This window comes from Streptomyces albiflavescens, from assembly GCF_014645835.1.
Lineage (GTDB): Bacteria > Actinomycetota > Actinomycetes > Streptomycetales > Streptomycetaceae > Streptomyces > Streptomyces albiflavescens.
Genome location: NZ_BMMM01000013.1, coordinates 69,564 through 94,491, shown reverse-complemented (window position 1 = coordinate 94,491; position 24,928 = coordinate 69,564). Strand labels below are relative to the sequence as shown.

Below are 24,928 nucleotides of genomic sequence, written 5' to 3'. Positions count from 1 at the left end.
GGGATGCACGAAGGGACTTTCGAGGCACTGCGCGCGCAGTTGCAGGAGGCCGCCGGGACGTTCGCCGATGGGCCCGACGCCCTGGAGGGCATCCTCCTCGGAATCGTCGACGACGTCGACCGGGCCGTGCGCGAGCCGCTGGAGATCTTCCCCGTCTGCCACCACTCGCCCGCCTCGGCGATCGCGATGGCACGTCGCCTGCGGGAGAAGCAGCCGAAGGTCGTGTACCTGGAGCTGTGCGAGGACATGGCGCCGCTGTTGACCGAACTGCGCAACTGCAGGCTGCCGGTGGCGGTCCAGGCGTTCGCGACCGAGGTCGACGGATTCCCGGCCGACTGGTCACCGCTGTCGGTGGTCGCACCGATCACGGAGGCTTCGGCCGAGTATCAGGCGATCGCCTACGCGCTGGACACGCCGGGCGTCGAACTGGTCCTCGTCGACCGCTCCTCGGACCACGTCTTCCAGTGGGACGCACGCGCCGAACACACAGCCGAGCCGGCCGATCCGGACGCACCGCCCGCCGAGGAGGAGGCCGCGCTGCACGGTGACGCGGTCGGAGTGGAGATCGGCGACCTGCGGCCTCGCTTCGCGGAACTGGAGGAGCACCTTCTGCGCCACGGCAGGGTGCGCCACTGGTCGGAGTGGTGGCACCAGTACGTCGAACTGCCCCTCGGCGACAGCGACCACGACACCTACCGCCAGGTCATGCTCCTGATCGGCAGCCTCTTCCGACGCCTGGCACCCGGCGACCCGCACCGGGTGCGCGTGGACGAGGACCGCGAACGGTACATGTGGACCCGCATGCGCGAGCACCTGTCCGCGACGGGTACCGATCCCGCGGACTGCCTCTACGTGTGCGGTGCCTTCCACGCGGCCAGCCGTGTCGCGGAGTTCGGCCTCAAAGGCGCGGACACCTTTGAGATCAGCCCGCGTAGTGCCACCAAGTGGCAGCACGGTCTGATTCCGTCCAGCCACGCGGCGATCGAGGCGCAATTCGGCCTCGCCGCCGGCTCGGTGTCGATCGCCGCGACGGTCTGGGCGAAGAACGTGAAGCGCACGCGCGTGGAGCCGTACCGCCTGGCGGGTCAGGCGGGCGTGAAGAAGTCCAAGGCCAAGAGGACAGCGGCCGCGGCCGCTTTCGTACCGGTGGTCCCGCCCTCGGACAAGCTGACCGGCTTCCTGCGGCAACCGCCTGTCCTGGACCGGCTGGACGAGACGGAACTGCTCGGTTGGTCGGTGGAGATCGTGCGCGCCGCGCGCCGCAACGGCTATCTCGCCTCCACCGCCGACGCCATCGCGGTGTTCGAGACGTCGATCCTGCTGGCGGGGATGCGCGACCGGGCCAAGCCGACGCCCTATGACTTCCAGGACGCGGCCGTCACCTGCATCGAGAAGGACACCGTGCCCGGCCGGCGCGACGTGCGCCGGCTCGTGGAGATCATGATGGGCGGCGACCGGATCGGCCAGGTCGGCTACGACGCGCTGCCACCACTGGCCCGCGACGTGCACGACCGGCTCGCGCTGTTGAACCTGAAACTCCAACAGCGCGGCGTGCAACGGGCACTGCTCGACATCGCCTCCCAGCCGGAACTGGAGCGCTGCTCCGACGTCTTGTGGATGCTGCGCTACCTGATGCCGCAGGGTGCCGCGCGGCCGATCATGGGCGAGCGGAGACTGGGCGAGCGGCCGATCCAGGAGTCGTGGGATCTGGCGCTGGGTACCCACCAGCGTGCGCTCATCGAGCTCGGCTACGAGGGCGTCAGCATCGAGCAGGTCCTGGAGCAGCGCCTGCGGCGCACGGCGTACGCCCCGCAGGCCACCGCCGCTACCGTCCTGGAGGCCGTCGAGGACGCGACGCTGTATCTGCGCAGCCGCCGCCTCGCCGACGAGCTGGGCACCCGCGCCCTTGAGGTGCTGTCGGCGGAACGCAGCGTCGACGGCGCGCCCGAAGTGCTGCGCCGGGTGCGGCGGCTGCTGGCGTACTACCGCACCAGCGAGCCATCGCTGCCACCGTGGATCGAGTCCTTCGTCAAGACCGGATACGCGCATTACTGCACCCTGTTGCCGACCGCGTTCACGGACGACGACGCCACTGTCCGCCAAGTGGCGGCGATGCTGGGCTTCCTGTTCAGCATGGAAAGCCTGGCGCTGTCACTGGGCTGCGACCGGACCCAACTGGAGCTGGCGGTCGCCCAGTCGCATCCGGAGGACCCGTCGAGAACGGCACTGCTGTGGGCGGCTCAAGTGCAGCTCGGGCACCTCTCCCGCGCGGACCTGAGGGCGAGGTGCGACGATCTGTTGGGCAACCCCTTGGTGGTGCCCGCCTATCCGCGCTACCTCAGCGGCTTCGTCCATGCCCTGGAGCCCGTCCCCGGCCTCACCGACTTCGTCGTGGAGGCGGTGTCGAACGCGTTCGGACGACTGCCGGACCCGGTGCTCCTGCCGTGGCTGCCGACCCTGATCACCTCTCTGCGATCGGACGGCGCCGAGCTCGCTCCGCTGCTGATCCGTGAGGCCGGGCGGATCTTCCCCGGCCGGCTCGCGATGCTGGACGAGTGGGTGCCGCCGTGGCGGGCGCAACCCGAGCCAGTCGCCGCGCAGTCGGAGTGGCGCGCTGACGGCAGCCGCGGTGTCACGCTGCTCGCCGCCCACCCCGCGACCTGCGACGCGGTGGCGAGCCTGCTGGGCTGCGACGGGGTGTGGGAGTCAGCGGCTCCCCGCCCGCGAGGCGCGCAACTGGTCGGGCGCCATCCGGATACGGCTGTGGCGTTGGGGGTATTGCTGGCTGACGCATGACATCGGCGGGGCGTCAGCTGCCGGGAGGCGGAGGCCGTCACGTCGCCCCGGCGCGGCCCGGACTCGGGGTTCGGGCCGCGCCGGGGCATCCGGACGGTAAAGGCCGCCCCCGTCGACAGGCACCGCAGCGTGTCAGAAGAGCTGCGCGAAACAGCCGAAGGCGATCACGACCGCAGCCAGGACTGCCGACAGGTTCTTGAGGATCTTGACTAGTTTCATATGCGCCTCACAGACAGGTACGAACGAGCCACACGTCGGGGTCGTACGCGTGTTTCGCCGGATCCGGCATCGTGGCCGGCTTCTCTTCAACCGTGTCCTCCAGGCGGATTCGCTCCGGCAACCTGCCGAACCGCGCATGGCGCAGGATCTCGGCAGCATCCGAATTCTTCTTCTCCGCGCGCGTCATCTCGCCCTCCTCAGCTTGAGTGGTGACGATGCTCGCACCCGACGCATCACCTGTCAAGGTGGTGACGAAGGGAGAAGGAGCGCTTTTTTCAGAGGCTACAGGGGCAGGATGTTTTGAGTCCATCACCCATTTGACAGGTGACGAAGCTCTCAGTAAAAGTCATGCCCACCGGCCGTGGCACACAGGCCGGGGCCGCTGATCGAGCGCAAGCCCCGTAATCGCGCGAGGCTGGTACTGCCCGATGACGGCGGAGGGAAGATCCCTGATGTTCAACAAGCGAAGCTTTGGCAAGGTCGCTGGTGCGGGTGCGGTCGGGGCATCGTGGGCCGGCTGGGCCGCGCCCTCGGCACAGGCGAAAGCAGCCACGGGCGAGGGGAGCTCGCCGACCGACGCCCTCGACGACCAAGCACACATCGTTTGCCTCACTGCGGCAGATCAGGGCCGGAGTCCTCGACGTCGGTTACGCGGAGACCGGGCCGGTCCACGGCCCCGCCGTCATCCTTCTGCACGGATGGCCTTACGACATCCACAGCTATGTCGACGTCGCCCCACTGCTGGCAGCACGGGGTTATCGAGTGATCATCCCTCACCTGCGCGGCCACGGGACGACACGTTTCCTCTCCAGCGCGACGTTCCGCAATGCCCAACAGTCGGTGATCGCTCTCGATGTCATCGCCTTGATGGACGCACTGCGGATCGAGAAGGCGGTCCTCGCCGGGTACGACTGGGGGTCGCGGACGGCCGACATCATCGCCGCGCTCTGGCCGGAACGCTGCAGGGCATTGGTCTCCGTGACGGGGTACCTCATCACCAACAGGGAAGCCAACAAGCAGCCGTTGCCGCCCAAGGCCGAGTGGGCTTGGTGGTACCAGTACTACTTCTCCACGGAAAGGGGACGGCTCGGGTCCACGGAAAGGGGACGGCTCGGGCTCGAGAAGGAGGAGTACCGGCACGACCTGGCACAGCTCGTCTGGAAGTTCAACTCCCCGTCGTGGCACTTCGACGACGCCACGTTCGAACGCACCGCCGCGGCTTTCAAGAACCCCGACTACGTCGACATCGTGATCCACAACTATCGCTGGCGGCTGGGTCTCGCGCCGGGCGATCCGCGATACGACGCTCTTGAGCAGCAGCTTTCCCAGGGGCCCGGCATCGGAGTTCCCACGGTCACCCTTGACGGCGCATTGGATCCGTTCACTCCCGCCGGGGACGGAGCGATGTATCGGAACAAGTTCTCGGGCCCTTACGCACACAGGACCCTCAAAGGCATCGGACACAACGTGCCCCAGGAAGCCCCCGAAGCCTTCGCCGCGGCCGTGCTCGAGGCCGACGGCTTCGCGCGCCGCAACCCGACGCCACACCGACAGATCCCGGACTTCATGTACCAGGCGTCCAGCCGGTCCGGCGACACGAACATCTCGAACCGTGCCGACCTGCGGGCGCGAAGCGTCGCGGCGAAGTCAAGGGCAGGATTTCCGCACGGAAAGACATGGTTCAGGTTCACATCACCATTTCGACAGGTGACTCTGACTACCTGCAAAACTCGCACAAGGGGCCCCTGGCCCGGCCGCACTACTGAAACCCGCGCCGACGCCCCGTCAGAGCACCCGCCGCGCGGCCGTACAGGGCCGTCACGGCCCGGTCGGCGCCCGCGTCACGGGGCTCGCCAGATGTTGTCGAACGCCGCATCTTCGATGGCTCGCCGTTGTCGTACGGCCACCAGTTCCGTCACGGCGTCGTCGACGGCGGTCAGCACGGTCAGCACCGCCTCGTCGGTGATGGCCGGGAAGTCTTCCGGCGACTTGTCGGTGATGCCGACGACCGTCGCGAGAGCGGTGAGCACGGGCTCCTGCGAGGCCCAGCGCTCGGCCGCGCTGCGGCGAGCGAGTGAATCCGCCAGGGCCGTCTCGCCGGTCCGGGAAGGCAACCACCGGCGGCGTTGACGCGTCACCTGTCCCTCCGCCTCGAGGTCGGCCAGATACGCCGCGGACAGGCCACGCCCTCTGCGCCACAGCCAGTCCTCGACCGACTCGTAGGGCGCCTGTCGAGTGACGGACGACGCGGCCTCGGCCAACAGGCGATCAGCGGGTGTCGCCCAGTCACCCGGCACGATGAGGTCACCGTCCAGCGTGATGGACTGGGCTTCGATGAGGTCGATCACCTCGGCTCCCGCGAGAGCGAGCGACAGGTCGCCCGGCTCCACGGGACGAGGGAGCTCCACATCCATGGACACGACGAACAGGTCCCGCGGTGTGCTCATCAACGGCTCCACGTCAGGGGGAGGCGACGCCGGCGGTTGCGCCGGGCGCGACGCCCCGCCGGACGCCACAGAGGGCGTTTCGGAAAAGGCACTTCACGTCCATGGTCACGTACAGGGTCGACTGTAGCGCGGCTTCGTCAGGCGCGGTCGGTCGAAGCCGCGGCGGCCTCTGCCGGTACGGACCGCAGTCCCGCAACGGTGTTCCCTGCGACGCCCATCCGGTGCGGGAAGCCGATGCGCAGAACGGCCGCCGCGATGGCCGCGGCCATGACCACGACAGCCGCGAGAACGAGGGCCTGGTGGTAGCCGTGGCGGAGGAGGGGAGCGACGGTCAAGGGCCCGAGGATCTGACCGGCGGAGTACCCGGTGGTCAGCAGGGCGACGGAGCGGGGAAACTGCAGGTGGGCGCCTGCGGCCAGGGCGATGGTGCTGACACCGAGGAAGGTCGCGCCGAAAAGGAACGCGGAGACCAGAGCGGCTGCCACTCCCCCGACGAGGGCGGGCAGGACGATGCCGACGGCCTGGACGACGAGCGCGGCGAGCAGCAGGTCGGGACGGGACCAGCGGCGTCCCAGCCAGGCCCACAGCGCCGAGGACGGCACGGCCGCGAGGCCGACCAGCACCCAGGCACCGCTGCCGATCCAGCCCGGTGAGCTCTGTCCGATCGCCGCGACCAGGAAGGTGCCGGCGACGATGTAGCCGATGCCTTCCAAGGTGTAGCTGGTGAACAGGGCGCTGAACCAGCGATGGGTGCGCTGCGCGGGCGGGCTGACCGGTGCCGCCCCGGATTCCCCGGAGGGGGCGACAGGGATTTCGGGTCGGAGGTTCCACGAAGCGGCGGCGAGGACTGCCGCGAGGCCGGCCGAGGCCCACCAGGCGGCTTGCCAGTCGGCGACGGTTCGCAGGATGAGGACCAGCAGTCCGGACAGGGCGATACCGGCGCCCACACCGCCGAAGGCCCACCCGGGCAGATGGGCGGGTTGGTCCCGGAGGTGGCTGAGGAGGGAGCTGACCGCGATGACGAAGATCAGGGCGCTGGCTCCCCCGGCCAGCAGCCTCAGCACCATCCACATGGTCGTGCTGTGTGTGGCGGACATCCCGGCCAGAGTGCCGGTCAGGACGACCAGGGAGCCGCGCAGCACCGTGGATGAGCGGACCAGCGCGGGGACCAGGATTCCCGCGAGCGCACCGACGAGGTAGCCGACGTAGTTGGCGGTGGCAAGGTTCGCGCCCGCGCCCGCGGACAGCCCTGCACCGCTGTGCATCAGGGGAAGGATCGGGGTGTAGACGAACCGTCCGACGCCCATGCCGGCCGCCAGCGCGGCGGCGGCGCGGGCAACGTGGGACCACGGCGAGTGGGGTGCGGTGCCTGTTCCGGTGGCTTTCGTCTCGGGGGTTTCCGTCTCAGGAGTTTCCCTTTCAGGGGTTCCTGATTCGGGGGTTCCCGCCCCGGCGGGAGAGGGGCGCCGTATCCGCGCGCTCATGACAACGTCCTCGTAAGGTGATCCCTGTATGAGGTGCAGGGCCCATCCACACCGGTGCGGCGGTGTCGACGCAGCGGCAGGGACGGAAGGTATGGACAGTGGGAGGTGGATCGTCAGGACGCGGCGTCGGCCCTGCCCGGGTCGTTCGGGTGGGACTCGAGCGCGGTGACGTCGAAAGTCATCCACGGGTGCAGCGGTAGCGTGCCGAGCACCTTCTCGTGCAGCTCGTTCTCGTCGGCGGCGCGCCAGATACCGAGGCTGCGCAGTTCGCCGACCGGGCGCCACAGCCGCGCCAGGTTGCCGGTCGCGGCCAGTTCCTTGGCCCGGACGGATTCGGCGGCGCGCCGCCGGTCGACCTCGTCCTGGCTGGTGCCCTCGGGAACGGTGGTGGTGATCTCGACCAGGAACTCTCGCATGAGCTTTCTCCCATGGGCCGGGCGCCCGCCGGGAGCGGGAACGCCATGTGTGGTGAACGGGGTCTGTGTTCTCGAACGGTGGCCGATCAAGCGGTGGGGTGCTTCCGGCCGTCGGCGGACACGGCGACGGCGGTGCCGACGCCCAGGTTCAGGGTGTCCAGTCGCGGGTGAGCGCCGCCGGTGAACAGGATCGACGTGGCGCGATGGGCGAAGCATTCGGAGCCCGAACCGTCCCGTACAAGCAGCGGGCGGCGGGAGCGAGGGTGCCGGTCGAGCGCCCCGCGATCACCCGCCGGGCGTCGGCCGTAGTCCCCGCGCTGACGCGCTGTCGCGTTTCCATGCGTCCATCGTGGGCCTGACACCAGGACAGCCGCCACGACAGGGTTTCTCCCTGCTGGTAGGCGGAGCCTTCCAGCGACGTAGCATGACGAGCGTGGAGCTGCGCCAGCTGCGGTACTTCGTCGCGGTCGCCGAGGAACTGAACTTCGGCCGGGCCGCCGAGCGGCTATTGATCGCCGGCCCCTCACTTTCGCAGCAGATCAAGTCACTCGAACGCGATCTCGGCGTACGACTGTTCGACCGAGACCGTCGCTCCGTGGCCCTCACTCCGGCCGGCGCCTCCCTGCTCCCGCACACCCGTGACCTGCTGGAGCGGGCCGACGACCTCCAGCGCCGCGCGGGCCGGCTGGCCGGCTCGGAGACCGTGCGGCTGGGCTATGTCAACTGGCTGCCCCCGGACCTGACCTCCCGCACCGCCGCGGTGGCCCAACTGCACGTCGACGCATGGGTCGCCCCCTCTCACACCCAGGCCGCCCGGGTCTCCGACGGCAGCCTCGACCTCGCGGTGTGCTGGGCAGGGACCGCGGAGCTGGAACGACAGGGGCTGGAGGCCCGGCTCCTCGGCGCCGACCGGCTCTACGCCGTTGCCGTCGGCGACGACACCAGCGACGTACGGGCCGAGGACACCGTCGTTCTCCTCGACGACGACATCACGTCGTGGGCGTCCTGGAACGCCTTCGCGGAACAGCTGTCCCACAGCACCGGTGCCCGCGCGATCCGCATCCACGACGGCGGCATCACCGGTCCCGCGTTCTTCGACCACGTCCGCCGCATCCGCCGCCCGGTCGTCAACTCCCCCAAGGGCCAGACCACCCCGCTGCCACCCGACCTGGTCCAGCGTCCCGTGATCGCGCCGAAGGTCTACTGGACCTGGTCGCTGGTCTGGCGCAGCGGAGAAGAACGCGCCGCGGTCCGGGCCGTCGTCGACGCCCTGACCAGCGGCGTCAGCGACCTCGGCATCCACGCACCCGACGCCTGGCTGCCCGACGACGACCCGCACAGGCCGTAGCCGCGCCCAGCCGCGCGAACTCGTGTCGCGGTCATAGGCACCGGCGCCCAAGCACGTGCCCAGATCGCGCACACGAGTTGCAGGACCTCCCTGCCCAACAGATCGTCACCCTGGTCGGCTCCGTCCTCGCCGGCCACCACCCCGGCCGACGGGACGAAACCGAACTCACCCTCTTCACATCCACCGGCCACGCCGCACCTGGACGTCGCCGCCGCGCATGTCGCCCACACCGTCGCCGATGCCGGCGGTTGGGGCACACGCATCGACATGTGAGACCGGCCCGGACAGGCTCGGAAGGGCCTAGAAGGGCGTCAGGGTGAGGCGGATCGCCGAAGGCGCGGTGTCCTGGATGTAGGAGGCGAAGTCGGCGACGTCGTCGAAGGCGAAGCCGTAGGCCTTGCCGTCCTCGGTCGCCGCGTGGATTGCCTTGGAGTAGTGGTTGGTCAGCTCGGTCTTGTAGAAGTCGCCTGCGTCGGTGGTCGGTTGGGCCGAGTTGCTGAGCAGTGTGGAGCGGTTGAAGCCGGCGCCGAGGACGGCGGCCACCGGGCCGGTCGTGCCGTCGTTGGGCGCGGCGAGGTTGCCGTCGCAGAAGAAGACGTCACGGGTGGAGGGCTTGCCGAAGGAGACCGAAGCGGGGCCGTCGAAGGTGAACCTGTCGGCGCGCACCCGGCCGGTGAAGGTGCCGGCGTTGGTGGCCACGGTGAGGTCCTTTCCGGTGTAGGTGCTCCATACCTCGTCGATGTACGGGGCGAAGTAGTCCTTGGCGAACAGACCGGCGTCCAGGCCGTGCCCGGGGGCGATGACGCGCACGTCGTCCACCACCAGCGGCGCGAAGTCCTCGATCTCCCGTACAGCGGCGAAGGCGGCGGCGCGCCCGCCGGCGCGCACGGTGCCCGTGGTCTGCTCCTTCTCCCCGTTCAGCCGGATGCTCATCGGCACGCTGAACATGTCGACCATCGTGGTGTTGCAGAACATGCCGGCCGCGTTGTGGGTGAACTCGGCACAGTCGTGCAGCACGGCATAGTTGGGGTCCGAGGTGACCCAGCCGGCCGGATACTGCAGAGCGGTGTTGCCGTTGCCGTCCGCCACGGCCTTGAACTTGAGCTTCTCTCCCAGCGATACATAGATACGGCCTGACATGTACGGCAGGGAGAGCTGTGTCTCGCCGCTGCCGGCCAGCGGGAGCGCGTAGTCGGTGAAACCGTCCGCGCCGTTGTCCGAGAGGGATATGGGTGCCAGGGTGCCGTCCTGGGTGACGCGGACCTGCTTGCCGTCCTGGTTGCCGACGATGTAGACGTGCACCGACGCGTTGTCGAACGAGCCGCTCTGGTTGGCGATCGTCAGGGGCAGCGAGCCTGCCGCGGCCTTGGTCGAGCCGTCGGTCGTGCCGGCGAGGGCGTACGGCGCGAGGGCGCCGACGGCCGGAGCGGCGACGGCCGCGCCACCCAGAGCGATGAACAGCTTGCGGCGGCTGAGGTTGCGCTGGTGACGAGGTGTCATATGCGGTGTGCTCCTTGGTACGTGCGCCTCTGCGAGGCGGTGGGGGGATGAGGAGGAGAGCGCGGGCGGTGACCACCGGCGCCGAAGGCAACGTTGTCAGCGCCCTTTGCGCGGCAGTCGATGCCTCACAGGCTTGAGAGCGCTCTCTCGCGAGCGGCGGGCGCCGCCGGTGGGCCCCGATGCTACGCACGAACAACTCCGCGGCCAACCGGCCGACGCGATCGTCAAATCGCCCTGACCTGGGGTTATTTGAAGCAACCCACGCGGAAGAAGACTGCTTAAGGCATGCTTAACCCGCCATTAAGGCTGTTCGCCCAGCGTCAGGGACAGGCGCTGTGCCGTGCTCGATGTGGACGTGAATTCACGGCAGTTGACCACAGCCCGCATGACCTGCGCCGCCGCCCGGATGAGGTCAAGTCGTGGCGGCTGGTTCGCGCCGACGACGAGGCGGGCCTCCAGCCAGGTCGTGGTCACGCTGACATCGGCACGTTCGGTGCGCCGCCCGGTGAGCCATCGTGTCGTATCGCTGACGCCGGTCGTGCGCAGAACGGGGAGGCCGACGACGTCTGCGCTCAGGCTGCCGTCGCCGTGCAATATCCAGCGGGCTCCGCGGAGACGATCACCCAGGTCCTGGGCCTGAGCCTTGGATCCGGACAGCGCCTCGACCGATGTGACGCTCAGGGTGCGGAAGGCGCGCGGTCCGTCCGCCGGGTGTGGCGCCGACCCACCTGTTGCCGCCGGACCTCCTCGCGTGAAGGAAGGGAGCCCGGGCGGACGCGCCGGATCGGCCGGTGCCGAACGGCCGGGGCACGGCGTCGACGCGCCGTCGTCCGTGTCGCCACCGCCCTGGCCGGGCACCCCCGTGGACGCGGTGGCGTGCCCACCCCGGCCGTCGGCGAAGACATCCCCGGCCGGGCGGGAGACCAAGGGCAGAAGTCCGACGAGCAGGACAACCGCGGGGAACAGGGCAGCTGTCGCGTACACCCTCGGCGAGACGGAGAACGCGGGCCGCCCACCGGTCGAGGATCGGACGCCGGTCACCAGGGGCCAGACAAGGACGAGGGCAAGCGTCGCCCACCATGCGGGGTCCGTTGTGAGCGTGTCGTGGGCCAGCGCGAGAACTTCCCGTGTCGCGCGATTCTGCGACGCACCCAGAAGCACGTACGCGGGCATCGCACCCACCATGGCCAGCAGCAGCTGAGCGAGCAGAGCGGCCGGCCACAGCAGCGTCAGCAGGAGCTGCGCCGAGCCGGCTTCGCCGTGCGAGGCGAACCAGATCCGTACACCTACGGGCGGGTGGTAGAGCCGGGCGAGGCCGCCGTGATCCCCCTCTTCCAGGCGGCGCAGCGCGCGTACGAGGGCGTCGGGCCCCGCGGCCTCGGCAGCGCACCGGTCCGCCCCCAGTTCCGCCGACCAGAGCGCGGCCACCACGAGGAGCAGCACCTTCGGCACACTGCACAGGACCAGGACAACCTCGGCGAGCGTCATGCGGGCGGTCGCATTGCCGGTGACGAACAAGAGGGTGACGGGCAGTGCGACCAAGCCACCCAGCACGTACGGCCAGACGCGGACGAGGGCGGTGAAGGGGCTGCCGAGCCCGGCGACATGCTGTTCGCCGCGGCGCACATGCCCGAGCTCGTGGAGGAGGACCGCGTGGGCCGCCTCCGCGTCCGTCTCCCACAGGTGGACGAGCGGAGCGAAGACGCCGACCCGAGTACCGCGCCGGCTGCTCGGGTAGACGCGGGCGGAGAGTCCGGATTGGGTGCTGAGGCGCAGCTGGGTGCCCGGCGCGTGCTCATCGAGGAAGGCCGTCATCCGGTCGTGGAAGTGCGGCTCAGGGACTTCGCCGGGCTCCGGCGCCGGCCGTGCCGCCGGAGCCATCAGCGGATGGTCGGGCGGCAGCAGTCCGTAGCGCCGCTCCACGAAGCGGCAGCGCAGCCGCGGTGCGAAGACCGCGAGGACGGCTGCGAGCAGGAAGAAGAGGGGCAGTAACTGCACCAGACTGAGCATCGCGGTGACGAAGGGGCCCCGGTGCGCCCCGTCGAATCGCTCCAGCCCCGTGCTCACCCCGAAGGCGTGGCCGATGAGTGAGGGAACCTGTGCCAGGAACAGGAGCAGCATCAGCCACAGCCACGGAGGCGGACTCGCAGAGCGGGCGAGCCGCGAGGGCGGGGACCCGCTCATGGCGTCGTGCGGCGGTGTCCGCCGCGTCGGCACGGCCGGTGGGAGTTTCCGGTCGGCGACCGGGTCATCCGTGGCTCCTTCCGTCAGCACCGGACGACGGCGGTCGGGGGCCCGTCGTACCCGGCCGTCCGACGCGGGACAGCAGGCCCGACGCAGCGGAAGTCAACCGGTGCAGTCCGGTACGCCGGGGGTGGGCCCCGGTCACGGCCGGCTGCGGTGGTTCCTCGGCGACGAGGGCGTCGAGAAACGCTGCCACCTCGGCCGGATCGTCGTGAGCGAGTAACCGGGCGGTCACCCGTGCCGCCAGCTCGTCGGCCTCGGACGGTTCGATCCCCCGGGCTCGGAGCCGTCCGCTCATCTGCAGGGCGGCTCGCATGACTTCCGTCGTGGGCGCTGCCGGTGCCCCGATGTCGTCCGTGGTGGAATCCGGGTCAGGACTGTGCACCTGACCAGCCGGGCCCTGTGAATCCCCACGCGCATCCGGATCCGCGCCGTCTTCTCCGTCGGCGTGTCGTGGCAGGGCCGGGTCGCTTCCTTCCACGGCGTGTCCCGACGATGCGGATCGCTGCGCCCGCAGTCCGAGCAACAGCCCTGTGGCAGAGAGCGCGTTGCTCAACTCCGGGCTGGCCAAGGCCGACTTGATGGTCTCGACGGCATAGGCGAGGGCGTCCAGCACCGCGGGCAGGACGGAGACCGTCCCGCCGCCCATCCCGCCGGGTGCGTGCCCACGCGAAGCGAAGAGGTTCCGGCGAGTGGTGCCACCCGCGGCGTACGCCCGAGTGGTCTGTGCGGCCAGCGCGGTCTCACCGGGCGCGGCCCACGCGGCGATCCGTACGCTCCAGCTGTCGAGTCGGTCGGTCGTCGTCATCCGGCCTCCCCGCGTCCGGTCACGTTGTGTGCGGTGTCCTCGTGTCCGGTCGCCCACGTCCGCCGCCTCACGAGGCGGTCCCTTGGAACTCGAAGCGGAACTCGATCAGGCCGTCGGTGCTGCCGCCCTCCGCCGTCAGGGATGCCGTGGAGCCGTCGAGGTGTCCCGCGAAGGTCGCACCGGAGGCCAGTGCGTGCGGATACCCTCCGGGCAGTTGGCCGAGGTCGGTCCGACAGGCCACCACCGGGCTGGGCCAGTTGAGCAGATTGAGAGCCACGGCTTCCTGGGTGTGCGGGTCGGTCAGCCGGGCGTCCAGTTCGCCGTCGGACCAGCCCACATCCCAGTACGTCAACAGCAGTCGCGGATCACGGGGGTTGCCCGCCAGGTCCTGGCCGGAGGTCGTGCCGACCGCGGAGGACCAGAACGACACCGCACCGGCCTGGGACGGATCGCCCGCCGCGAACAACAGGGAGAACGGGTTGTCCTCGGTCTCGTCACCGCCGGTCCGCGGCCGGCTCAGGTTGAGCGTGCTCGCCAGGGAGTAGGTCTGGCTGTCGGCCAGGCGGCGGGAGCCGTCGGCATTGCAGTAGTCATAGATGTCGACGGAGATGTCGGCGGCGCCGCTGTACGCCTTGCCCCACAGCGCCGAGGCGCCGGACGCGCCGGCGGTCACCGGTTCGTCCTCCGCGGACTCCGTGACCGGATCGTCTGGCGCGGTCGTCGCTACGTCGCTGACCGTGGGCGTCGGTTCGGGCGGAGAGGTGGACGCCGTCGGAGGGGACGCGAAGGTGCTGGGTGGAGTCGACGACGCTGTGGCATGTGTCGGGCCCCCGTCCCCGCACCCGGTCAGCGTGGCGCATATGAGCCCCAGGCCGACCGCTGCGGTCAGGCGCTCCCGAGCGATTCCGGGCAGCCCTCGTACACCTGTCCTGACGGACATGACATCCCCTCCCCCACACCTGGTGGCTCCCCCACGAGCCCCCAGGACAGGGGACGTTACGCTTCGCGGTCGATCGATTACGCCACACAGATCGTTCGTTACCGTTTCGTGCCCGCGGGCGGTGAAGGGGCTCCCGACGGTGCTGATGCACCATGGGCGGGCCGGGCGCAATGGCCGGTTTCCAGCGACCTGGGGGTGTGTGGCGATGAGCGGAGACCGGGGCCGTGTCCTGGTCGTCGACGACGACGCGGCGATACGGCGCTCGCTGGAACGCGGGCTGCGGCTCGGCGGCTTCACCGTGGACCTCGCCGACGGCGGCCGCCCGGCGCTGGCCGCGGTCGGAAGGACGCCACCGGACGCGATCGTGCTGGACATCTCCATGCCGGACCTCAGCGGCATCGACGTGTGCCGGACGCTGCGCGGCCAGAACAACGACGTCCCCGTCCTGATGCTCTCCGCGCTCGACGAGACCACCGACCGGATCGCGGGGCTGCAGGCCGGCGGCGACGACTATCTGATCAAGCCCTTCGCTCTGCAGGAGTTGGTGCTGCGCCTGCAGTCACTGCTCCGGCGCCGACCGCCGCGGGACGCCGACACCGTACGAGTCGGCGGACTGCTGCTGGATCCCGCCTCCCGTCGGGTGAGCCTCGAGGGGAACCCCGTGGAGCTGACGCGGCGCGAGTTCGAGCTTCTGCACGTGCTCGCGCGCAACGCCGGCCTCGTGCTCAGCCGCGACCAACTCCTCGACCGTGTCTGGGGGTACGACTTCGAGGTGCGCACCGACGCGGTGGACACGTTCGTGAGCTATCTGCGGCGCAAGCTGGAGGCATCGGGCCGCTCCCGGATCATCCACACGGTACGAGGAGTGGGCTTCGTGCTGCGGGACGACGGTGCGGGGGACGGGCGATGAGGCTGTCCACCCGGATCGCTCTGGCCGTCGGGGCCACCGTGCCCGTACTGGTCCTGGCCACCGGCTGGCTGCTGTTGCGGCTGGTGGCGGCGGACCTGCACGACGAGCAGGACACTCACCTGCGAGAGCGCGCCACGGCCGTGGCCAAGGATGCGCGCGGGCTGCTGCGCGCGAGCGCTGCCGACCGGTCGGCAGCGGTGGAACGGGCCCGCGAGCGGCGGCTGTTCACCTCCGCCCTGGACGTCGGCGTACGGCTGATCGGTCCCGAGGAGACCTTCACCGGCGGCCCGCAACCCGGCGAAGGCGTGGCACTGCCCCAGAGGGCGCCGGTTCCGGTCACGCTGCGGGCCGACGGACGGAGCTGGCGGGTTCTGTCGACGCGGGTGACCGGCGCCCGGCCGGGCGTTCGCGGCACGCTCTGGCTGTTCGCGCCGGACACGGCCGGTGACACGCAACTGCGCCTGGTTCGCAGACGCGTCGTGACCGTGGCGCTGCTCGCCGCACCGCTGTCCGGACTGCTCGCCGGGGCCGTCGCCACCCGCGCGAGCCGTCCGCTGCGCCGCCTGCGGGACCGTGCGAGCGGCCTGGACCCCCGCATCAACGCGGCCCGGCTGGAGCACGCACCGACGCGGATCGCCGAGGTCGACGACCTGGCGCACACCCTGCAGACCGTCCTGACCCGCTACGACGAACAGGCCGCCAGAACCGCCGAGGCACTCACCACGGCCCGTTCGTTCGCCTCGGCGGCCTCGCACGAACTGCGTACTCCGCTGATGAGTATGCAGACCAATCTGGAGATCCTCACCGAGCATCCCGAGCTTCCGGGGCCCGACCGCGACGAAGTGCTGGGCGACCTGCGCCGTGAGCACGGCCGGCTGCTGGGGCTGCTGGTCATGCTGCGCGAACTCGGTCGAGGCGATCTGGTCGAGGCGGACGCCTTCGGCCCGGTGGACCTGGCGGACATCGTCGAGGTGAGCGCCGAGGAGCAGCGGCGACGTCATCCGCTCGCCCTGATCTCCAGCGACTGCACGGTGGGGCTGCGCGTCCACGGCTGGGAGCCCGGGCTGCGCGTGGTCGTGGACAATCTCCTCACCAACGCGCTCGTGCACGGCGGCGAGGACGGTCGGCCCGCGCAGGTCGAGATCACGCTGCGCGCGAGCGGCGGCTTGGCGGTCCTCATCGTCGACGACCGGGGACCGGGCATCCGGCCCGATCGTCGCGCCGAGGTCTTCGAACGCTTCAAGCGCCGACCGGACAGCCCGGGTTCCGGCCTCGGGCTCACCCTCGTCGCCCAGCAGATCGACCTGCACCGGGGCGGGATCCGCATACTGAATCCGCCGTCGGGGACGGGCACCCGGATCGAGGTCACCCTGCCGCTCATCAACGGCTCGGCGGGCGCGGAGGCCACACTTCCCCTCCAGCGCAACTGGATGATCACGACCGCGGGCCGGCCACAAGAATTCCACAAAGAGGACTCCTAGCTTTCCGGGCGTGAGGGCAACCGCCCGTGAACGCAGAGGAGTTCGTCATGCCAAGGACCAGGACAACCGTCGTCTCGCTGGTCGCCGTCGGCACGCTGCTCGGTGCCGCGGGCGCCGCGACGGCCGACGACCCACAGCCCACGCCGTCGGGCGCCCCCACGGGGGACGGCGCGTCCGCACTCTGCAAGCGGGCACCTAAGATCGACCGCCGGATCGAGCGGATCCTCGACCGGCTGAACGGGGACGCGTCACAGCGTGGCTCCATCGCCCGCCTGGAACAACGCGTGGCCAACGCCAAATCGGCGGGACACACGGAGATCGAGACCTATCTGAACGGCCGGCTCACCTTCCGGCGTTCCCTCGTCCCCACCCTGGAGGCGCGCCAGAAAGATCTGGCGGACGTGGAGAAGTGGTGCGAGGCGCACGACAACGGAGCCGACAAGTGATGCGCGCGCGCCGCGCCGGGCTGGCCACCGGCGCCGCACTGCTGCTGCTTTTGACGGCATGCGGCAGCCACGGCGACAACACGCAGAGCCCTGCGCCTGCCTCCTCCACGGATCTCACGCACCTGCAGAAGCTGGTCAAGGACGCCGAGTCGGCGGCAAGCTCCGCGGAATCCGACATGGCACGGGAGTGACGCAAAGGGCTGCGGCTCACCCGCCGTCGCCCACGAGCCAGTGGCCCCCGGGTGCGCTCACGGGCCGTCGCCCCTGGAGCAGGGCGTCCAGGGTGCACTCACGACTCGTCGTCGCCGAACGGCTCGTCGCTCCAGCGGAACCACGCGCGGTCCCCCGCGATGTGCAGCGCGCCCCTTCGGCCCGCGGGAGCGTCCCTACCGCAAGCCTCTCCTCACGGGTGCCGCGACCCCGTACCGCCGGACGTTCAGCACACCGGCGTGGACCACGGCGGCACCCGCCCGAGCGGTTCCGCCGCCGCGTCCACGGCGTGCCCGAGGCGCTCGTCCCGCTCGCCGTCCGCACCGCACGCGATCGCGGCGCGGCGGTCGCCGGGCCCGTGACGGGCGAACTCCCCAATCCCTGGGCGCGGTTGACGCCCGCGTTCAGCGAGGGGGAGGCGTAGAACGCCCAGATCGGCCCTGGCGGTCCGCACCGCGCAGGCCGGACACTGGTGGCGCCATGGGCCTACGGGGGAGGCAGCATGACGGAACCGACAGCCGCGCCGGGGCGGCGCACGGAACTGGACGCGATCCGCACCCTGGTCGTGATCGGACTCGTCTTCTTCCATTCGGCGTTGGTCTTCGCCACGGACGACGACTTCTACGTAAAGAACCGCGACACCACCGACACGATCCTGGTCATCGGCGGTTTCGGTGTGGTCTGGGCGATGCCGATGCTGTTCTTCGTCGCGGGCCTCGGCTCCTGGTACTCGCTGCGCCGCCGCGGCCCGCGCGGCTTCGCCCGGGAGAGGCTGCTGCGGCTCGGCGTACCTCTGCTGTTCGCGACGGTCGTGCTGCTGCCCCTCCCTCAGTGGCTGCGCGAGCGCGCATCGCGCCCCGGTCACGACGAGTCGTATCTCCGTTTCCTGCCACACTTCTTCGACGTACATCTGGACCTGTCCGAGTTCCCCTTCGTCGTCCAGGGCGATTACTTCGAGACAGGGCATCTGTGGTTCGTGGTGCTGCTGCTCACCTTCTCGCTGTTGCTCACGCTGCTGGCGCGGTGGGTTTCCGTCGTATACGCCCGGCGGATCCGCGACGGTGTGGCTCGTGCGTGCGAGCGTCGGGGCGTGGTGCTGCTCGGGGCGGTTCCGGTTGCCGTGATGTGCGCGCTGCTCGGCCTCGAGGAGAACTACGCGGCCTGGCATCGGTGGACGTATCTGCTGTTCTTCGGGTACGGATTCATGCTGGCCGGTGACGACCGCCTGCGGGCGGCGCTGCGCCGTGACGCGGTGGTGGCGGCCGTGCTCGGTCCGCTCCTCTTCGCCGCCAGTGCGCCCGGCCTCATGGCCGAAGGTGACCCTTTCATGGACTGGACCGGTCCCGCTGTCCTCGCGCGGACGCTGTACGGTGCGGCGGGCTGGTGCTGGATCGTGGCCATCGTCGGGCTGCTCGACCGGCGAAAGCGGCCTGTGCCGGCACCCGACGGAGGGGGCGCCGGCGGGGCCGATGTCGGGCGGCGTCGGCGCTGGTTCGGGTATGTGGCCGTCGGGGCGCTGCCGTTGTACGTGCTGCACCAGCCGATCGTGGTGGCGGTGGCGTACGGCGTGGTCGGTATGGACGCCTCGATCCCGGTCAAATACGCGCTGATCGTGGCGGCTTCACTCTGTCTGACCCTGGCCGCCTACGACCTGCTCGTGCGGCGCACACCAGTGACGCGTTTCCTGTTCGGGATGCGCCCGGGCGGACCCCGGCCCACTCCCGACAGTCCCGACTGATGGCATGTCTCGGTCAAATCTGCCAGGCTTCCCGCAGCCAGCCGCCTCCGGCGCACCCCAGCCGTCCGGGCGGCTATCGAGCAGGCCGGAATCCCGGCCGCCGTAAAGGAGTTCGCGTGAGACCAACCCCCCGCAAAGCCCTCGCCGCGAGCGTGCTCGTCCTCGCCGCGTCGGCCGGTGTCTCTCTCCCCGTCGCCCCTGCCGCAGCCACGCCGCACGCGGCACCCCGGGCCGCGGCCTGTACCCCGAGCCAGGTGGTCACGAACGGTGGCTTCGAAAGCGGCACCTCGCCGTGGACCCCGTCGTCGTCCACGGTGATCACCAATCGCACCGGCCAGACCGCCCACGGAGGCACCACCTTCGCCTGGCTGAACGGTGTCGGCAGCACGCACACCGACACGCTCTCCCAGAGCGTCACGATCCCGTCCGGATGCAGTAGCGCCACGCTCACCTTCTGGCTGCACATCGACACCGCCGAGACGACGTCGTCCACCGCGTACGACAAGCTCACGGCGAAGATCGGCAGTACGACGCTGGCGACGTACTCGAACCTGAACAAGAACACCGGTTATGCGCAGAAGTCGTTCGACGTGTCGTCGTTCGCGGGCCAGACCGTCGACGTCGCCTTCACCGGCACCGAGGACTCCAGTCTCCGGACGAGCTTCGTCCTCGACGACGTCGCCCTCAACACCTCCGGCGACACGACCCCGCCGGCGGACTCCACGCGCACCCCGGCCGCACCCTCGTACACCGTCAATCTGAGCAGCAACACCAGCGGCACCGTCTGGACCGGTCACGAGAGCGCGGTCTTCACCAACGCCTCTTCGACCGCGCTCAGCGAGGTGTACCTGAGGCTGTGGGACAACTACCACGGCACCTGCTCCGCCATGCCGATCACGGTCAGCAACGTGACCGGCGGCACCGCGGGCGCCCTGTCGGTCGGCTGCACGGCCCTCAAGATCGACCTTCCGACACCCCTGGCGCAGGGGCAGACCGCCACGATCGGCTTCGACCTCGGCATCACGGTCCCCAGCGGGGCCGACCGCTTCGGCCACGACGGGGCCTTCAGCTTCATCGGCAACGCCCTGCCCGTCCTCGCGGTCAAGGACGGATCCGGCTGGCACCTCGACCCGTACACCAACAACGGCGAGTCGTTCTACTCCTTGGCCGCAGACTTCAAGGTGGCCCTCGACCACCCGAGCACCCTGCTGGTGCCGGCCACCGGCGCCTCGGTCGACACCCCCGGCTCCAGCGGACGCACGGTCACCACGGCCACCGCCTCCAAGGTCCGTGACTTCGCCTGGGCGGCCGGCCCGTTCACGAAGCTCTCCGGCACTTCGACCGCAGGCACCCCGATCAACATCTACTCCGTCTCGGGCATCAGCTCGTCCAGCGCCCAGTCGATGCTCACCACCGCCAAGACCGCCGTCGACGCCCACGCGTCACGCTTTGGCGCCTACCCGTACGGCGAGTTGGACGCGGTGATCGACAACAACTTCTGGTTCGGCGGCATGGAGTACCCGGGGTTCGTCCTCGACCTGGTCAGCACCACGGCACTCACCCATGAGATCGGACACCAGTGGTGGTACGGGATCGTCGGCGACGACGAGTACAACAACCCGTGGCTCGATGAGGCGTTCACCGACTACGCCACCGATCTGGCGCTCAACAAGACCGGCACCAACTGCTGGAACAGCGTCTCGTGGGCCTCGTCGGCCGAGAAGATCACCAACTCGATGGCCTACTGGGACGCCCACTCCTCCCGTTACTCCACCGTCGTCTACGGATACGGTAAGTGCGCGCTGCACGATCTGCGCCGCGTCCTCGGCGACAGCGTCATGGCCAAACTCCTGAAGGACTACGCCACTTCGCACTGGTACGGCGTCTCGACCACGGCCGAGTTCAAGGCCGCCGCCCAGGCCGCCACGACCACGGACCTGACCTCGTTCTGGACCCAGCACCGCATCGACAGCTGACCACGCACTGGTTCGCCGCGGTGGGCGCTCTCCGGCGTCACCCGCGGCGAACCTGTGTCCGACATGGGGCCGGCAGTCATGGCGGCCGAAAACGCGGGGCTTCGGCGTAGTCGGGTGGCGTCCGATTTGTGCTCAAGCGATGCCGACTTCGACAAGATCAAGACGGTTCGCGCGAACGCCCTGCCATGAGAGGGGGCGACGGTGTCCCGCCACGGTGCGAAACCGCCGCCCACCCTCCGCCCCAGCCCTTGCTCAACCTATCGATATTCGATAGATTCCCATCGTAACTCGATGGAAGGGTGGGTCATGGGAAAGCTGGCAGTGCGTGCGCTGCGCGCCGTGCTCGTGGTGGTGCTCGCCGGCACCGTGTTCGTACAGGCATTGATGGTGTGGGCGTTGGCCACCGACCCCGAGGACGGGTCGCTCCCACTGACCCCGCTGCGCGTGATCACAATCCTGGGCATGGTGTCGGTCCAGGTCGCCCTGGTCTGCGTATGGCGGCTGGTGACGATGGTGCGACGCGGAACCGTGTTCTCCCACGCCGCCTTCCGGTACGTGGACGGCGTGATCGGCGCGATCGTGGCGGCTGCCCTTGTGTGGTTCGCGGTCACGGCCCTCAATGCACCGGGCCAGCGGGCCGACCCGGGCGTCACCGTCATCATGGGCGGGGTCGGTGTGGCCATCCTGGGTGTCGCACTCATCGTGCTCGTGCTGCGGATGCTGCTCGCCCAGGCCGTTGCGCGCGACGTCGAAGCGGCGCAGATGCAGGCCGAGCTGGACGAGGTGATCTGATGCCGATCGCCGTCGACATCGACGTGATGCTGGCCAGGCGGAAGATGTCCGTGGGCGAGCTCGCGGACCGCGTGGGGATCACGCCCGCCAACCTGGCGGTACTCAAGAACGGCCGCGCCAAGGCGGTGCGCTTCGCGACGCTCGCCGCCCTCTGCGAGGTGCTCAAGTGCCAGCCGGGGGACCTGCTGCGCTGGGAGGCCGAGGACGCCGCGGGCGGATGACGTGGCCCGGGGCGGGCGTGAAAACGCCTGGTACCACCGGCCGTGACATGGCACGTGGACCGCATGGACGTGGATCGCCGATCACCCGCAGCGCCGTCCCGACCCTGTTGAGTAGATTCCGATTGACCTGCACTGCACCTTCCTGGTCAACGATCGCAACCTACGAACTTGACCTCCCCACCGCGAACCCCCGCCCTTCCAGCGCGGAAGGCCGGCGGCATCCAGCCGCAACTCGACACCCTCGGCCTGGGCGTAGGCGAACACGTCTTCCAGCGTCCGAAGCCGCAGGGGGACGGTCGGGCACTGCACAGCCCCTGTCGGCAAGCAGCTTCCGGACCTCGCCGATGCCACGCGTGACGGTCGACCGATCCACGCCGAACAACATCGCCAACACAGCGTGAGGCAGGTCGTGACGCAGATGGATCAGTGTGGCGATCAACCGGTCCACGTACACCAACCGGTACCGGGCACCCGCACTCGGCGCCCGTTTCCTCATCCCGCCCCGGGCCTGGAAGCCCCGGCCCTCTTCGACAGCGGTCCACGGGCTGGCCAACTCCTCAACCAGCGCCGCCAGATGCGCCATGGAAACGCCTGTGAACAACGGATGCGTCAACACCGACCGATCGACCATGCCCCTCACCACGAGCGCATGCCCACCCGCTCTCACGCACCAACTCGTGAGTACCCGTACCCAGGAGAAGGTGATGGGCTACTCGACTCAGAAGCCCTCCCCGAGCACCCGCTCGACCAGCTGGAGCTGACCCTCGGTCAGTCCAGGGTCGGTGAACTCGAGCGGGGGCTGGTCGTCCACGGTCAGCGTGTAGTGGTAGGCGTCGGGCACGCCCGGCCCGGCCGGGGGCCGGTTGTCCGGCTCGGCGAGGACCTCGTGCGCGAGCCGTTCCAGCTCCGCCCCGTCGGGCCGTCCGAAGGTGTCCACGTCGGCCCGGCGGGGCATGCCGAGCAGGCCACCGCTTCTGACCAGCCGGATGCGCATGGCGTGGGGGCTCACAGCACGCCGACGGCCCGCCAAGCGTCTTCCACCGCCGTCAGCTCACTCCCCGAGTTGTAGAGCCGCTTCGCTGTGTTCGCCGTGGCATCCGCGAACTCCTGGAAGGTGCAGTTCTCGGAGAGCTGCCCGGAGGTCATCGTCTCGTACCAGATGCGTCCCGCCTTCTCCCAGGCGAAGCCGCCGATGGCGGTCGCGGTCAGGTAGAAGGCTTGGTTGGGGATGCCGGAGTTGTCGTGGACGCCGCCGTTGTCGAGCGTGGTGCGGATATAGCCGCTCATGTGCTTCGGCTGTTTGTCCTTGCCGCCCATCTGTGGGTCGTCGAACGCCGAACCTGGGTCCTTCATGGACCGCAGGGCCTGGCCGCGCACCGCCGGGGTGAACAGGCCCGCCCCGATCAGCCAATCGGCCTGATCGGCCGTCTGCTGCCGCGCGTACTGCTTCACGAGCGAGCCGAAGACATCCGAGACCGACTCGTTGAGGGCGCCCGACTCGTCCTGGTAGACGAAGCCGGCGGTGTACTGCGTGACCCCGTGCGAGAGTTCGTGGGCGATGATGTCGTGGGAGAGGGTGAAGTCGTTGAAGACGCGACCGTCACCGTCTCCGAAGATCATTTGGCTGCTGTCCCAGAGGGCGTTGTTGAACCGGCGACGATAGTGAACCGTCGCGTCCAGCGGCAGGTTGGCGTCGTCGATGGAGTGGCGCCCGTAGACGTTCTGAAAGAACGTGAAGGTGAGACCGAGGCTTTCGTAGGCACGGTTGACAGTGCCGTCCAGCGTGGGGACGTCGCCTTCTCCCCTGACCACGTTGCCGGGTAGCGCCATGCTGTTGTTGGTGTCGTAGATTGTCCGCGTCAGGACGAACTGCGTGGTCGGGACGGGTGCCGCCAGGCTCGGCGTGTCGATCCGGTTCTGCCGGAAGTCGGCGGCAACGGCGAGCGTTTCCCGGGCGGCCTCGCGGGCGTCGGGATGGTCCGCCGCCTCGGCCAGCTTTTCGAGGATGTACGGCGGGAGGATGCCGCAGGCGGGGCGCATAAGGGTCCCTCCTTCTTAGAGGGCTGTTTGAGGAGAGTCACGAGTCCCCTGCGCCGGGGACTCGGAGCGGGGGCCGTGTGTTCACGCGGGCCGGACAAGTCCCATGCTTCTTATTCTGCGCCGGTGGGGGGAGTTGTGCATGCGGAGCGTGGCTTCGCGGGGTCAGTACCGCACCGACCGTGCCACCTTCATGCTGGGCCGCACGGAGGCGCATCTGCCCGACATCTGGGGTTCGGCCGTGCCGCCGTTGCCGTTCGGCACGTTGAGCACGAACAGGCGGTTGAGGGGGCCCTGTGCCACTGCGCCCATGGCGGAGCGCACGGTGCCTCGGGCCGCCTTTACGGCCCTCGCGGCGCTGACGCCCCTACCCCGTGTCGGTCCCGCCGTGCGACCTGATCAACTCCCCCAGACAGGGCGGGGCGCCGGCGGCGGATCCTTTCGTCCGCCGCCGGCGCCCGTGCGTGCGGGATCAGCCGCCCCGCTTGACCGCGAGGAAGCTGGCTGTCTGGCCGGCCGGTGCCAGGTCGGGACCGCTGCCGTGGTCCGCCGCGCGCAACACGGTCCCGGCCAGGGTCTGCCGCTGGTTCACCCCCGTCGGCCAGTGCGGGAGGATGATGCCGTCGTACTCGTAGTGGAAGTCCGAGATGGGCGTGTCCGGCTGTCCTTTGCCGGTCAGGGTGAAGTGCACGAGGGACCCGTTCGTGGTCTTCCCGGTGATGTCCATCGCGAGGAAGTCGTCGGGTGCGTCGGAGAAGACCAGCGCTCCGCTGATCGCCCCGCCGGGCTCCACCGACAGCCTCAGCTCCAGCTGGGCGAACCGCAGCCGGTTGAAGTCGTCCACCGGCTCGGGCCAGTTGAGGAAGCTCCGGTAGGTGTAGGTTCCGGCCAGGTCTGCTGTGTCCATTCCGGCCT

22 protein-coding genes and 4 pseudogenes are annotated in these 24,928 nt (G+C 69.7%); 12 read left to right on the top strand and 14 right to left on the bottom strand.

Features of this window, described 5'->3' with window-relative positions; all coding sequences use genetic code 11:
• Nucleotides 1-3 precede the first annotated feature (3 nt).
• Nucleotides 4-2,796: a DUF5682 family protein gene (locus IEY95_RS31170; RefSeq protein WP_229703488.1), complete on the top strand. Its 2,793-nt coding sequence runs from the start codon at nucleotides 4-6 to the stop codon at nucleotides 2,794-2,796.
• A 226-nt stretch (nucleotides 2,797-3,022) separates the two neighbouring features.
• Here the strand turns inward: IEY95_RS31170 and IEY95_RS31165 are convergent, their stop codons facing one another.
• Nucleotides 3,023-3,202 carry a hypothetical protein gene (locus tag IEY95_RS31165; protein ID WP_189189505.1) on the bottom strand — a complete coding sequence of 60 codons (180 nt, stop codon included), beginning with the start codon at nucleotides 3,200-3,202 and terminating at the stop codon, nucleotides 3,023-3,025.
• Nucleotides 3,203-3,467: 265 nt separating this feature from the next.
• Between IEY95_RS31165 and IEY95_RS31160 the strand changes: the two are divergent.
• Nucleotides 3,468-4,539, top strand: a pseudogene (locus IEY95_RS31160) (alpha/beta fold hydrolase); the annotation flags it as partial.
• 29 nt (nucleotides 4,540-4,568) lie between these two features.
• Here IEY95_RS31160 and IEY95_RS50800 read toward each other — a convergent pair.
• The 4 genes and pseudogenes from IEY95_RS50800 to IEY95_RS31145 all read right to left on the bottom strand — a co-directional run.
• A pseudogene (locus tag IEY95_RS50800) lies at nucleotides 4,569-4,706 on the bottom strand (ABATE domain-containing protein); the annotation flags it as partial.
• Between the two features lie 150 nt (nucleotides 4,707-4,856).
• Nucleotides 4,857-5,462, bottom strand: a complete 606-nt coding sequence (locus tag IEY95_RS31155) for a GOLPH3/VPS74 family protein (protein ID WP_189189504.1) — start codon at nucleotides 5,460-5,462, stop codon at nucleotides 4,857-4,859.
• Between the two features lie 137 nt (nucleotides 5,463-5,599).
• Nucleotides 5,600-6,769 (bottom strand): YbfB/YjiJ family MFS transporter, encoded by a 1,170-nt coding sequence (locus IEY95_RS31150; RefSeq protein ID WP_189189727.1) that lies wholly within the window; start codon nucleotides 6,767-6,769, stop codon nucleotides 5,600-5,602.
• A 290-nt stretch (nucleotides 6,770-7,059) separates the two neighbouring features.
• Nucleotides 7,060-7,362, bottom strand: a complete 303-nt coding sequence (locus IEY95_RS31145) for a muconolactone Delta-isomerase family protein (protein ID WP_189189503.1) — start codon at nucleotides 7,360-7,362, stop codon at nucleotides 7,060-7,062.
• Nucleotides 7,363-7,786: 424 nt separating this feature from the next.
• Between IEY95_RS31145 and IEY95_RS31135 the strand changes: the two genes are divergently transcribed.
• On the top strand, nucleotides 7,787-8,710 hold the full coding sequence (locus IEY95_RS31135) for a LysR family transcriptional regulator (protein ID WP_189189501.1): 924 nt from the start codon (nucleotides 7,787-7,789) through the stop codon (nucleotides 8,708-8,710).
• A gap of 300 nt (nucleotides 8,711-9,010) precedes the next feature.
• Here IEY95_RS31135 and IEY95_RS31130 read toward each other — a convergent pair whose 3' ends face one another.
• From IEY95_RS31130 to IEY95_RS31115, 4 genes are all read right to left on the bottom strand, one after another.
• Nucleotides 9,011-10,210 carry a beta-1,3-glucanase family protein gene (locus IEY95_RS31130; RefSeq protein WP_189189500.1) on the bottom strand — a complete coding sequence of 400 codons (1,200 nt, stop codon included), beginning with the start codon at nucleotides 10,208-10,210 and terminating at the stop codon, nucleotides 9,011-9,013.
• Between the two features lie 300 nt (nucleotides 10,211-10,510).
• A complete protein-coding gene (locus tag IEY95_RS31125) occupies nucleotides 10,511-12,484 on the bottom strand; it encodes a M48 family metalloprotease (RefSeq protein ID WP_189189499.1) in 1,974 nt (657 codons plus the stop codon).
• Nucleotides 12,459-13,262, bottom strand: a complete 804-nt coding sequence (locus IEY95_RS31120; RefSeq protein WP_189189498.1) for a hypothetical protein — start codon at nucleotides 13,260-13,262, stop codon at nucleotides 12,459-12,461. The genes IEY95_RS31125 and IEY95_RS31120 overlap by 26 nt, the downstream gene beginning before the upstream one ends.
• 67 nt (nucleotides 13,263-13,329) lie before the next feature.
• Complete coding sequence (locus tag IEY95_RS31115; RefSeq protein ID WP_189189497.1) at nucleotides 13,330-13,935, bottom strand: hypothetical protein; 606 nt, start codon at nucleotides 13,933-13,935, stop codon at nucleotides 13,330-13,332.
• Between the two features lie 472 nt (nucleotides 13,936-14,407).
• Here IEY95_RS31115 and IEY95_RS31110 point away from each other — a divergent pair, with 472 nt between their 5' ends.
• The 9 genes and pseudogenes from IEY95_RS31110 to IEY95_RS31070 all read left to right on the top strand — a co-directional run bounded on the left by IEY95_RS31110 (nucleotide 14,408) and on the right by IEY95_RS31070 (nucleotide 21,976).
• A complete protein-coding gene (locus IEY95_RS31110) occupies nucleotides 14,408-15,112 on the top strand; it encodes a response regulator transcription factor (protein WP_189189496.1) in 705 nt (234 codons plus the stop codon).
• Entirely contained in the window at nucleotides 15,109-16,593 is a 1,485-nt protein-coding gene (locus IEY95_RS31105; protein WP_189189495.1) for a sensor histidine kinase, read from the top strand. The genes IEY95_RS31110 and IEY95_RS31105 overlap by 4 nt, the downstream gene beginning before the upstream one ends.
• A 47-nt stretch (nucleotides 16,594-16,640) precedes the next feature.
• Nucleotides 16,641-17,039 carry a hypothetical protein gene (locus tag IEY95_RS31100; RefSeq protein ID WP_189189494.1) on the top strand — a complete coding sequence of 133 codons (399 nt, stop codon included), beginning with the start codon at nucleotides 16,641-16,643 and terminating at the stop codon, nucleotides 17,037-17,039.
• A complete protein-coding gene (locus IEY95_RS31095) occupies nucleotides 17,039-17,230 on the top strand; it encodes a hypothetical protein (protein WP_189189493.1) in 192 nt (63 codons plus the stop codon). Before IEY95_RS31100 ends, IEY95_RS31095 begins: the two co-directional genes overlap by 1 nt.
• Nucleotides 17,231-17,468: 238 nt before the next feature.
• Nucleotides 17,469-17,673: pseudogene (locus tag IEY95_RS31090) on the top strand (spherulation-specific family 4 protein); the annotation flags it as partial.
• A 78-nt stretch (nucleotides 17,674-17,751) separates the two neighbouring features.
• Nucleotides 17,752-18,987, top strand: a complete 1,236-nt coding sequence (locus IEY95_RS31085; protein WP_189189492.1) for an acyltransferase family protein — start codon at nucleotides 17,752-17,754, stop codon at nucleotides 18,985-18,987.
• Between the two features lie 116 nt (nucleotides 18,988-19,103).
• On the top strand, nucleotides 19,104-20,963 hold the full coding sequence (locus IEY95_RS31080; protein ID WP_189189491.1) for a M1 family aminopeptidase: 1,860 nt from the start codon (nucleotides 19,104-19,106) through the stop codon (nucleotides 20,961-20,963).
• A gap of 306 nt (nucleotides 20,964-21,269) precedes the next feature.
• Nucleotides 21,270-21,755, top strand: coding sequence for a DUF2975 domain-containing protein (locus IEY95_RS31075; RefSeq protein WP_189189490.1), 486 nt, complete (start codon nucleotides 21,270-21,272; stop codon nucleotides 21,753-21,755).
• Nucleotides 21,755-21,976: a helix-turn-helix domain-containing protein gene (locus tag IEY95_RS31070; RefSeq protein ID WP_010981499.1), complete on the top strand. Its 222-nt coding sequence runs from the start codon at nucleotides 21,755-21,757 to the stop codon at nucleotides 21,974-21,976. The genes IEY95_RS31075 and IEY95_RS31070 overlap by 1 nt, the downstream gene beginning before the upstream one ends.
• Before the next feature lie 189 nt (nucleotides 21,977-22,165).
• Here IEY95_RS31070 and IEY95_RS31065 read toward each other — a convergent pair.
• The 5 genes and pseudogenes from IEY95_RS31065 to IEY95_RS31045 all read right to left on the bottom strand — a co-directional run.
• A pseudogene (locus tag IEY95_RS31065) lies at nucleotides 22,166-22,607 on the bottom strand (helix-turn-helix domain-containing protein); the annotation flags it as partial.
• Between the two features lie 87 nt (nucleotides 22,608-22,694).
• Nucleotides 22,695-22,970, bottom strand: a complete 276-nt coding sequence (locus IEY95_RS31060; protein ID WP_189189489.1) for a protealysin inhibitor emfourin — start codon at nucleotides 22,968-22,970, stop codon at nucleotides 22,695-22,697.
• Between the two features lie 11 nt (nucleotides 22,971-22,981).
• Complete coding sequence (locus IEY95_RS31055) at nucleotides 22,982-24,016, bottom strand: M4 family metallopeptidase (RefSeq protein WP_189189488.1); 1,035 nt, start codon at nucleotides 24,014-24,016, stop codon at nucleotides 22,982-22,984.
• Between the two features lie 162 nt (nucleotides 24,017-24,178).
• Nucleotides 24,179-24,325, bottom strand: a complete 147-nt coding sequence (locus IEY95_RS31050) for a hypothetical protein (protein ID WP_189189487.1) — start codon at nucleotides 24,323-24,325, stop codon at nucleotides 24,179-24,181.
• A gap of 160 nt (nucleotides 24,326-24,485) precedes the next feature.
• Nucleotides 24,486-24,920, bottom strand: coding sequence for a hypothetical protein (locus IEY95_RS31045; RefSeq protein WP_189189486.1), 435 nt, complete (start codon nucleotides 24,918-24,920; stop codon nucleotides 24,486-24,488).
• Nucleotides 24,921-24,928: the final 8 nt, after the last annotated feature.

Excerpts from the sequence above, each read along its gene's own strand:
- IEY95_RS31100 (WP_189189494.1), top strand. The coding sequence starts at position 16,641 with ATGCCAAGGACCAGGACAACCGTCGTCTCGCTGGTCGCCGTCGGCACG.
- IEY95_RS31120 (WP_189189498.1), bottom strand. The coding sequence starts at position 13,262 with ATGACGACGACCGACCGACTCGACAGCTGGAGCGTACGGATCGCCGCG.
- IEY95_RS31055 (WP_189189488.1), bottom strand. The coding sequence starts at position 24,016 with ATGCGCCCCGCCTGCGGCATCCTCCCGCCGTACATCCTCGAAAAGCTG.
- IEY95_RS31145 (WP_189189503.1), bottom strand. The coding sequence starts at position 7,362 with ATGCGAGAGTTCCTGGTCGAGATCACCACCACCGTTCCCGAGGGCACC.
- IEY95_RS31060 (WP_189189489.1), bottom strand. The coding sequence starts at position 22,970 with ATGCGCATCCGGCTGGTCAGAAGCGGTGGCCTGCTCGGCATGCCCCGC.
- IEY95_RS31085 (WP_189189492.1), top strand. The coding sequence starts at position 17,752 with ATGACGGAACCGACAGCCGCGCCGGGGCGGCGCACGGAACTGGACGCG.
- IEY95_RS31150 (WP_189189727.1), bottom strand. The coding sequence starts at position 6,769 with ATGGGCGTCGGACGGTTCGTCTACACCCCGATCCTTCCCCTGATGCAC.
- IEY95_RS31050 (WP_189189487.1), bottom strand. The coding sequence starts at position 24,325 with ATGGGCGCAGTGGCACAGGGCCCCCTCAACCGCCTGTTCGTGCTCAAC.
- IEY95_RS31045 (WP_189189486.1), bottom strand. The coding sequence starts at position 24,920 with ATGGACACAGCAGACCTGGCCGGAACCTACACCTACCGGAGCTTCCTC.
- IEY95_RS31135 (WP_189189501.1), top strand. The coding sequence starts at position 7,787 with ATGACGAGCGTGGAGCTGCGCCAGCTGCGGTACTTCGTCGCGGTCGCC.
- IEY95_RS31130 (WP_189189500.1), bottom strand. The coding sequence starts at position 10,210 with ATGACACCTCGTCACCAGCGCAACCTCAGCCGCCGCAAGCTGTTCATC.
- IEY95_RS31105 (WP_189189495.1), top strand. The coding sequence starts at position 15,109 with ATGAGGCTGTCCACCCGGATCGCTCTGGCCGTCGGGGCCACCGTGCCC.
- IEY95_RS31075 (WP_189189490.1), top strand. The coding sequence starts at position 21,270 with ATGGGAAAGCTGGCAGTGCGTGCGCTGCGCGCCGTGCTCGTGGTGGTG.
- IEY95_RS31155 (WP_189189504.1), bottom strand. The coding sequence starts at position 5,462 with ATGAGCACACCGCGGGACCTGTTCGTCGTGTCCATGGATGTGGAGCTC.
- IEY95_RS31095 (WP_189189493.1), top strand. The coding sequence starts at position 17,039 with ATGCGCGCGCGCCGCGCCGGGCTGGCCACCGGCGCCGCACTGCTGCTG.
- IEY95_RS31110 (WP_189189496.1), top strand. The coding sequence starts at position 14,408 with ATGAGCGGAGACCGGGGCCGTGTCCTGGTCGTCGACGACGACGCGGCG.
- IEY95_RS31165 (WP_189189505.1), bottom strand. The coding sequence starts at position 3,202 with ATGACGCGCGCGGAGAAGAAGAATTCGGATGCTGCCGAGATCCTGCGC.
- IEY95_RS31170 (WP_229703488.1), top strand. The coding sequence starts at position 4 with ATGCACGAAGGGACTTTCGAGGCACTGCGCGCGCAGTTGCAGGAGGCC.
- IEY95_RS31070 (WP_010981499.1), top strand. The coding sequence starts at position 21,755 with ATGCCGATCGCCGTCGACATCGACGTGATGCTGGCCAGGCGGAAGATG.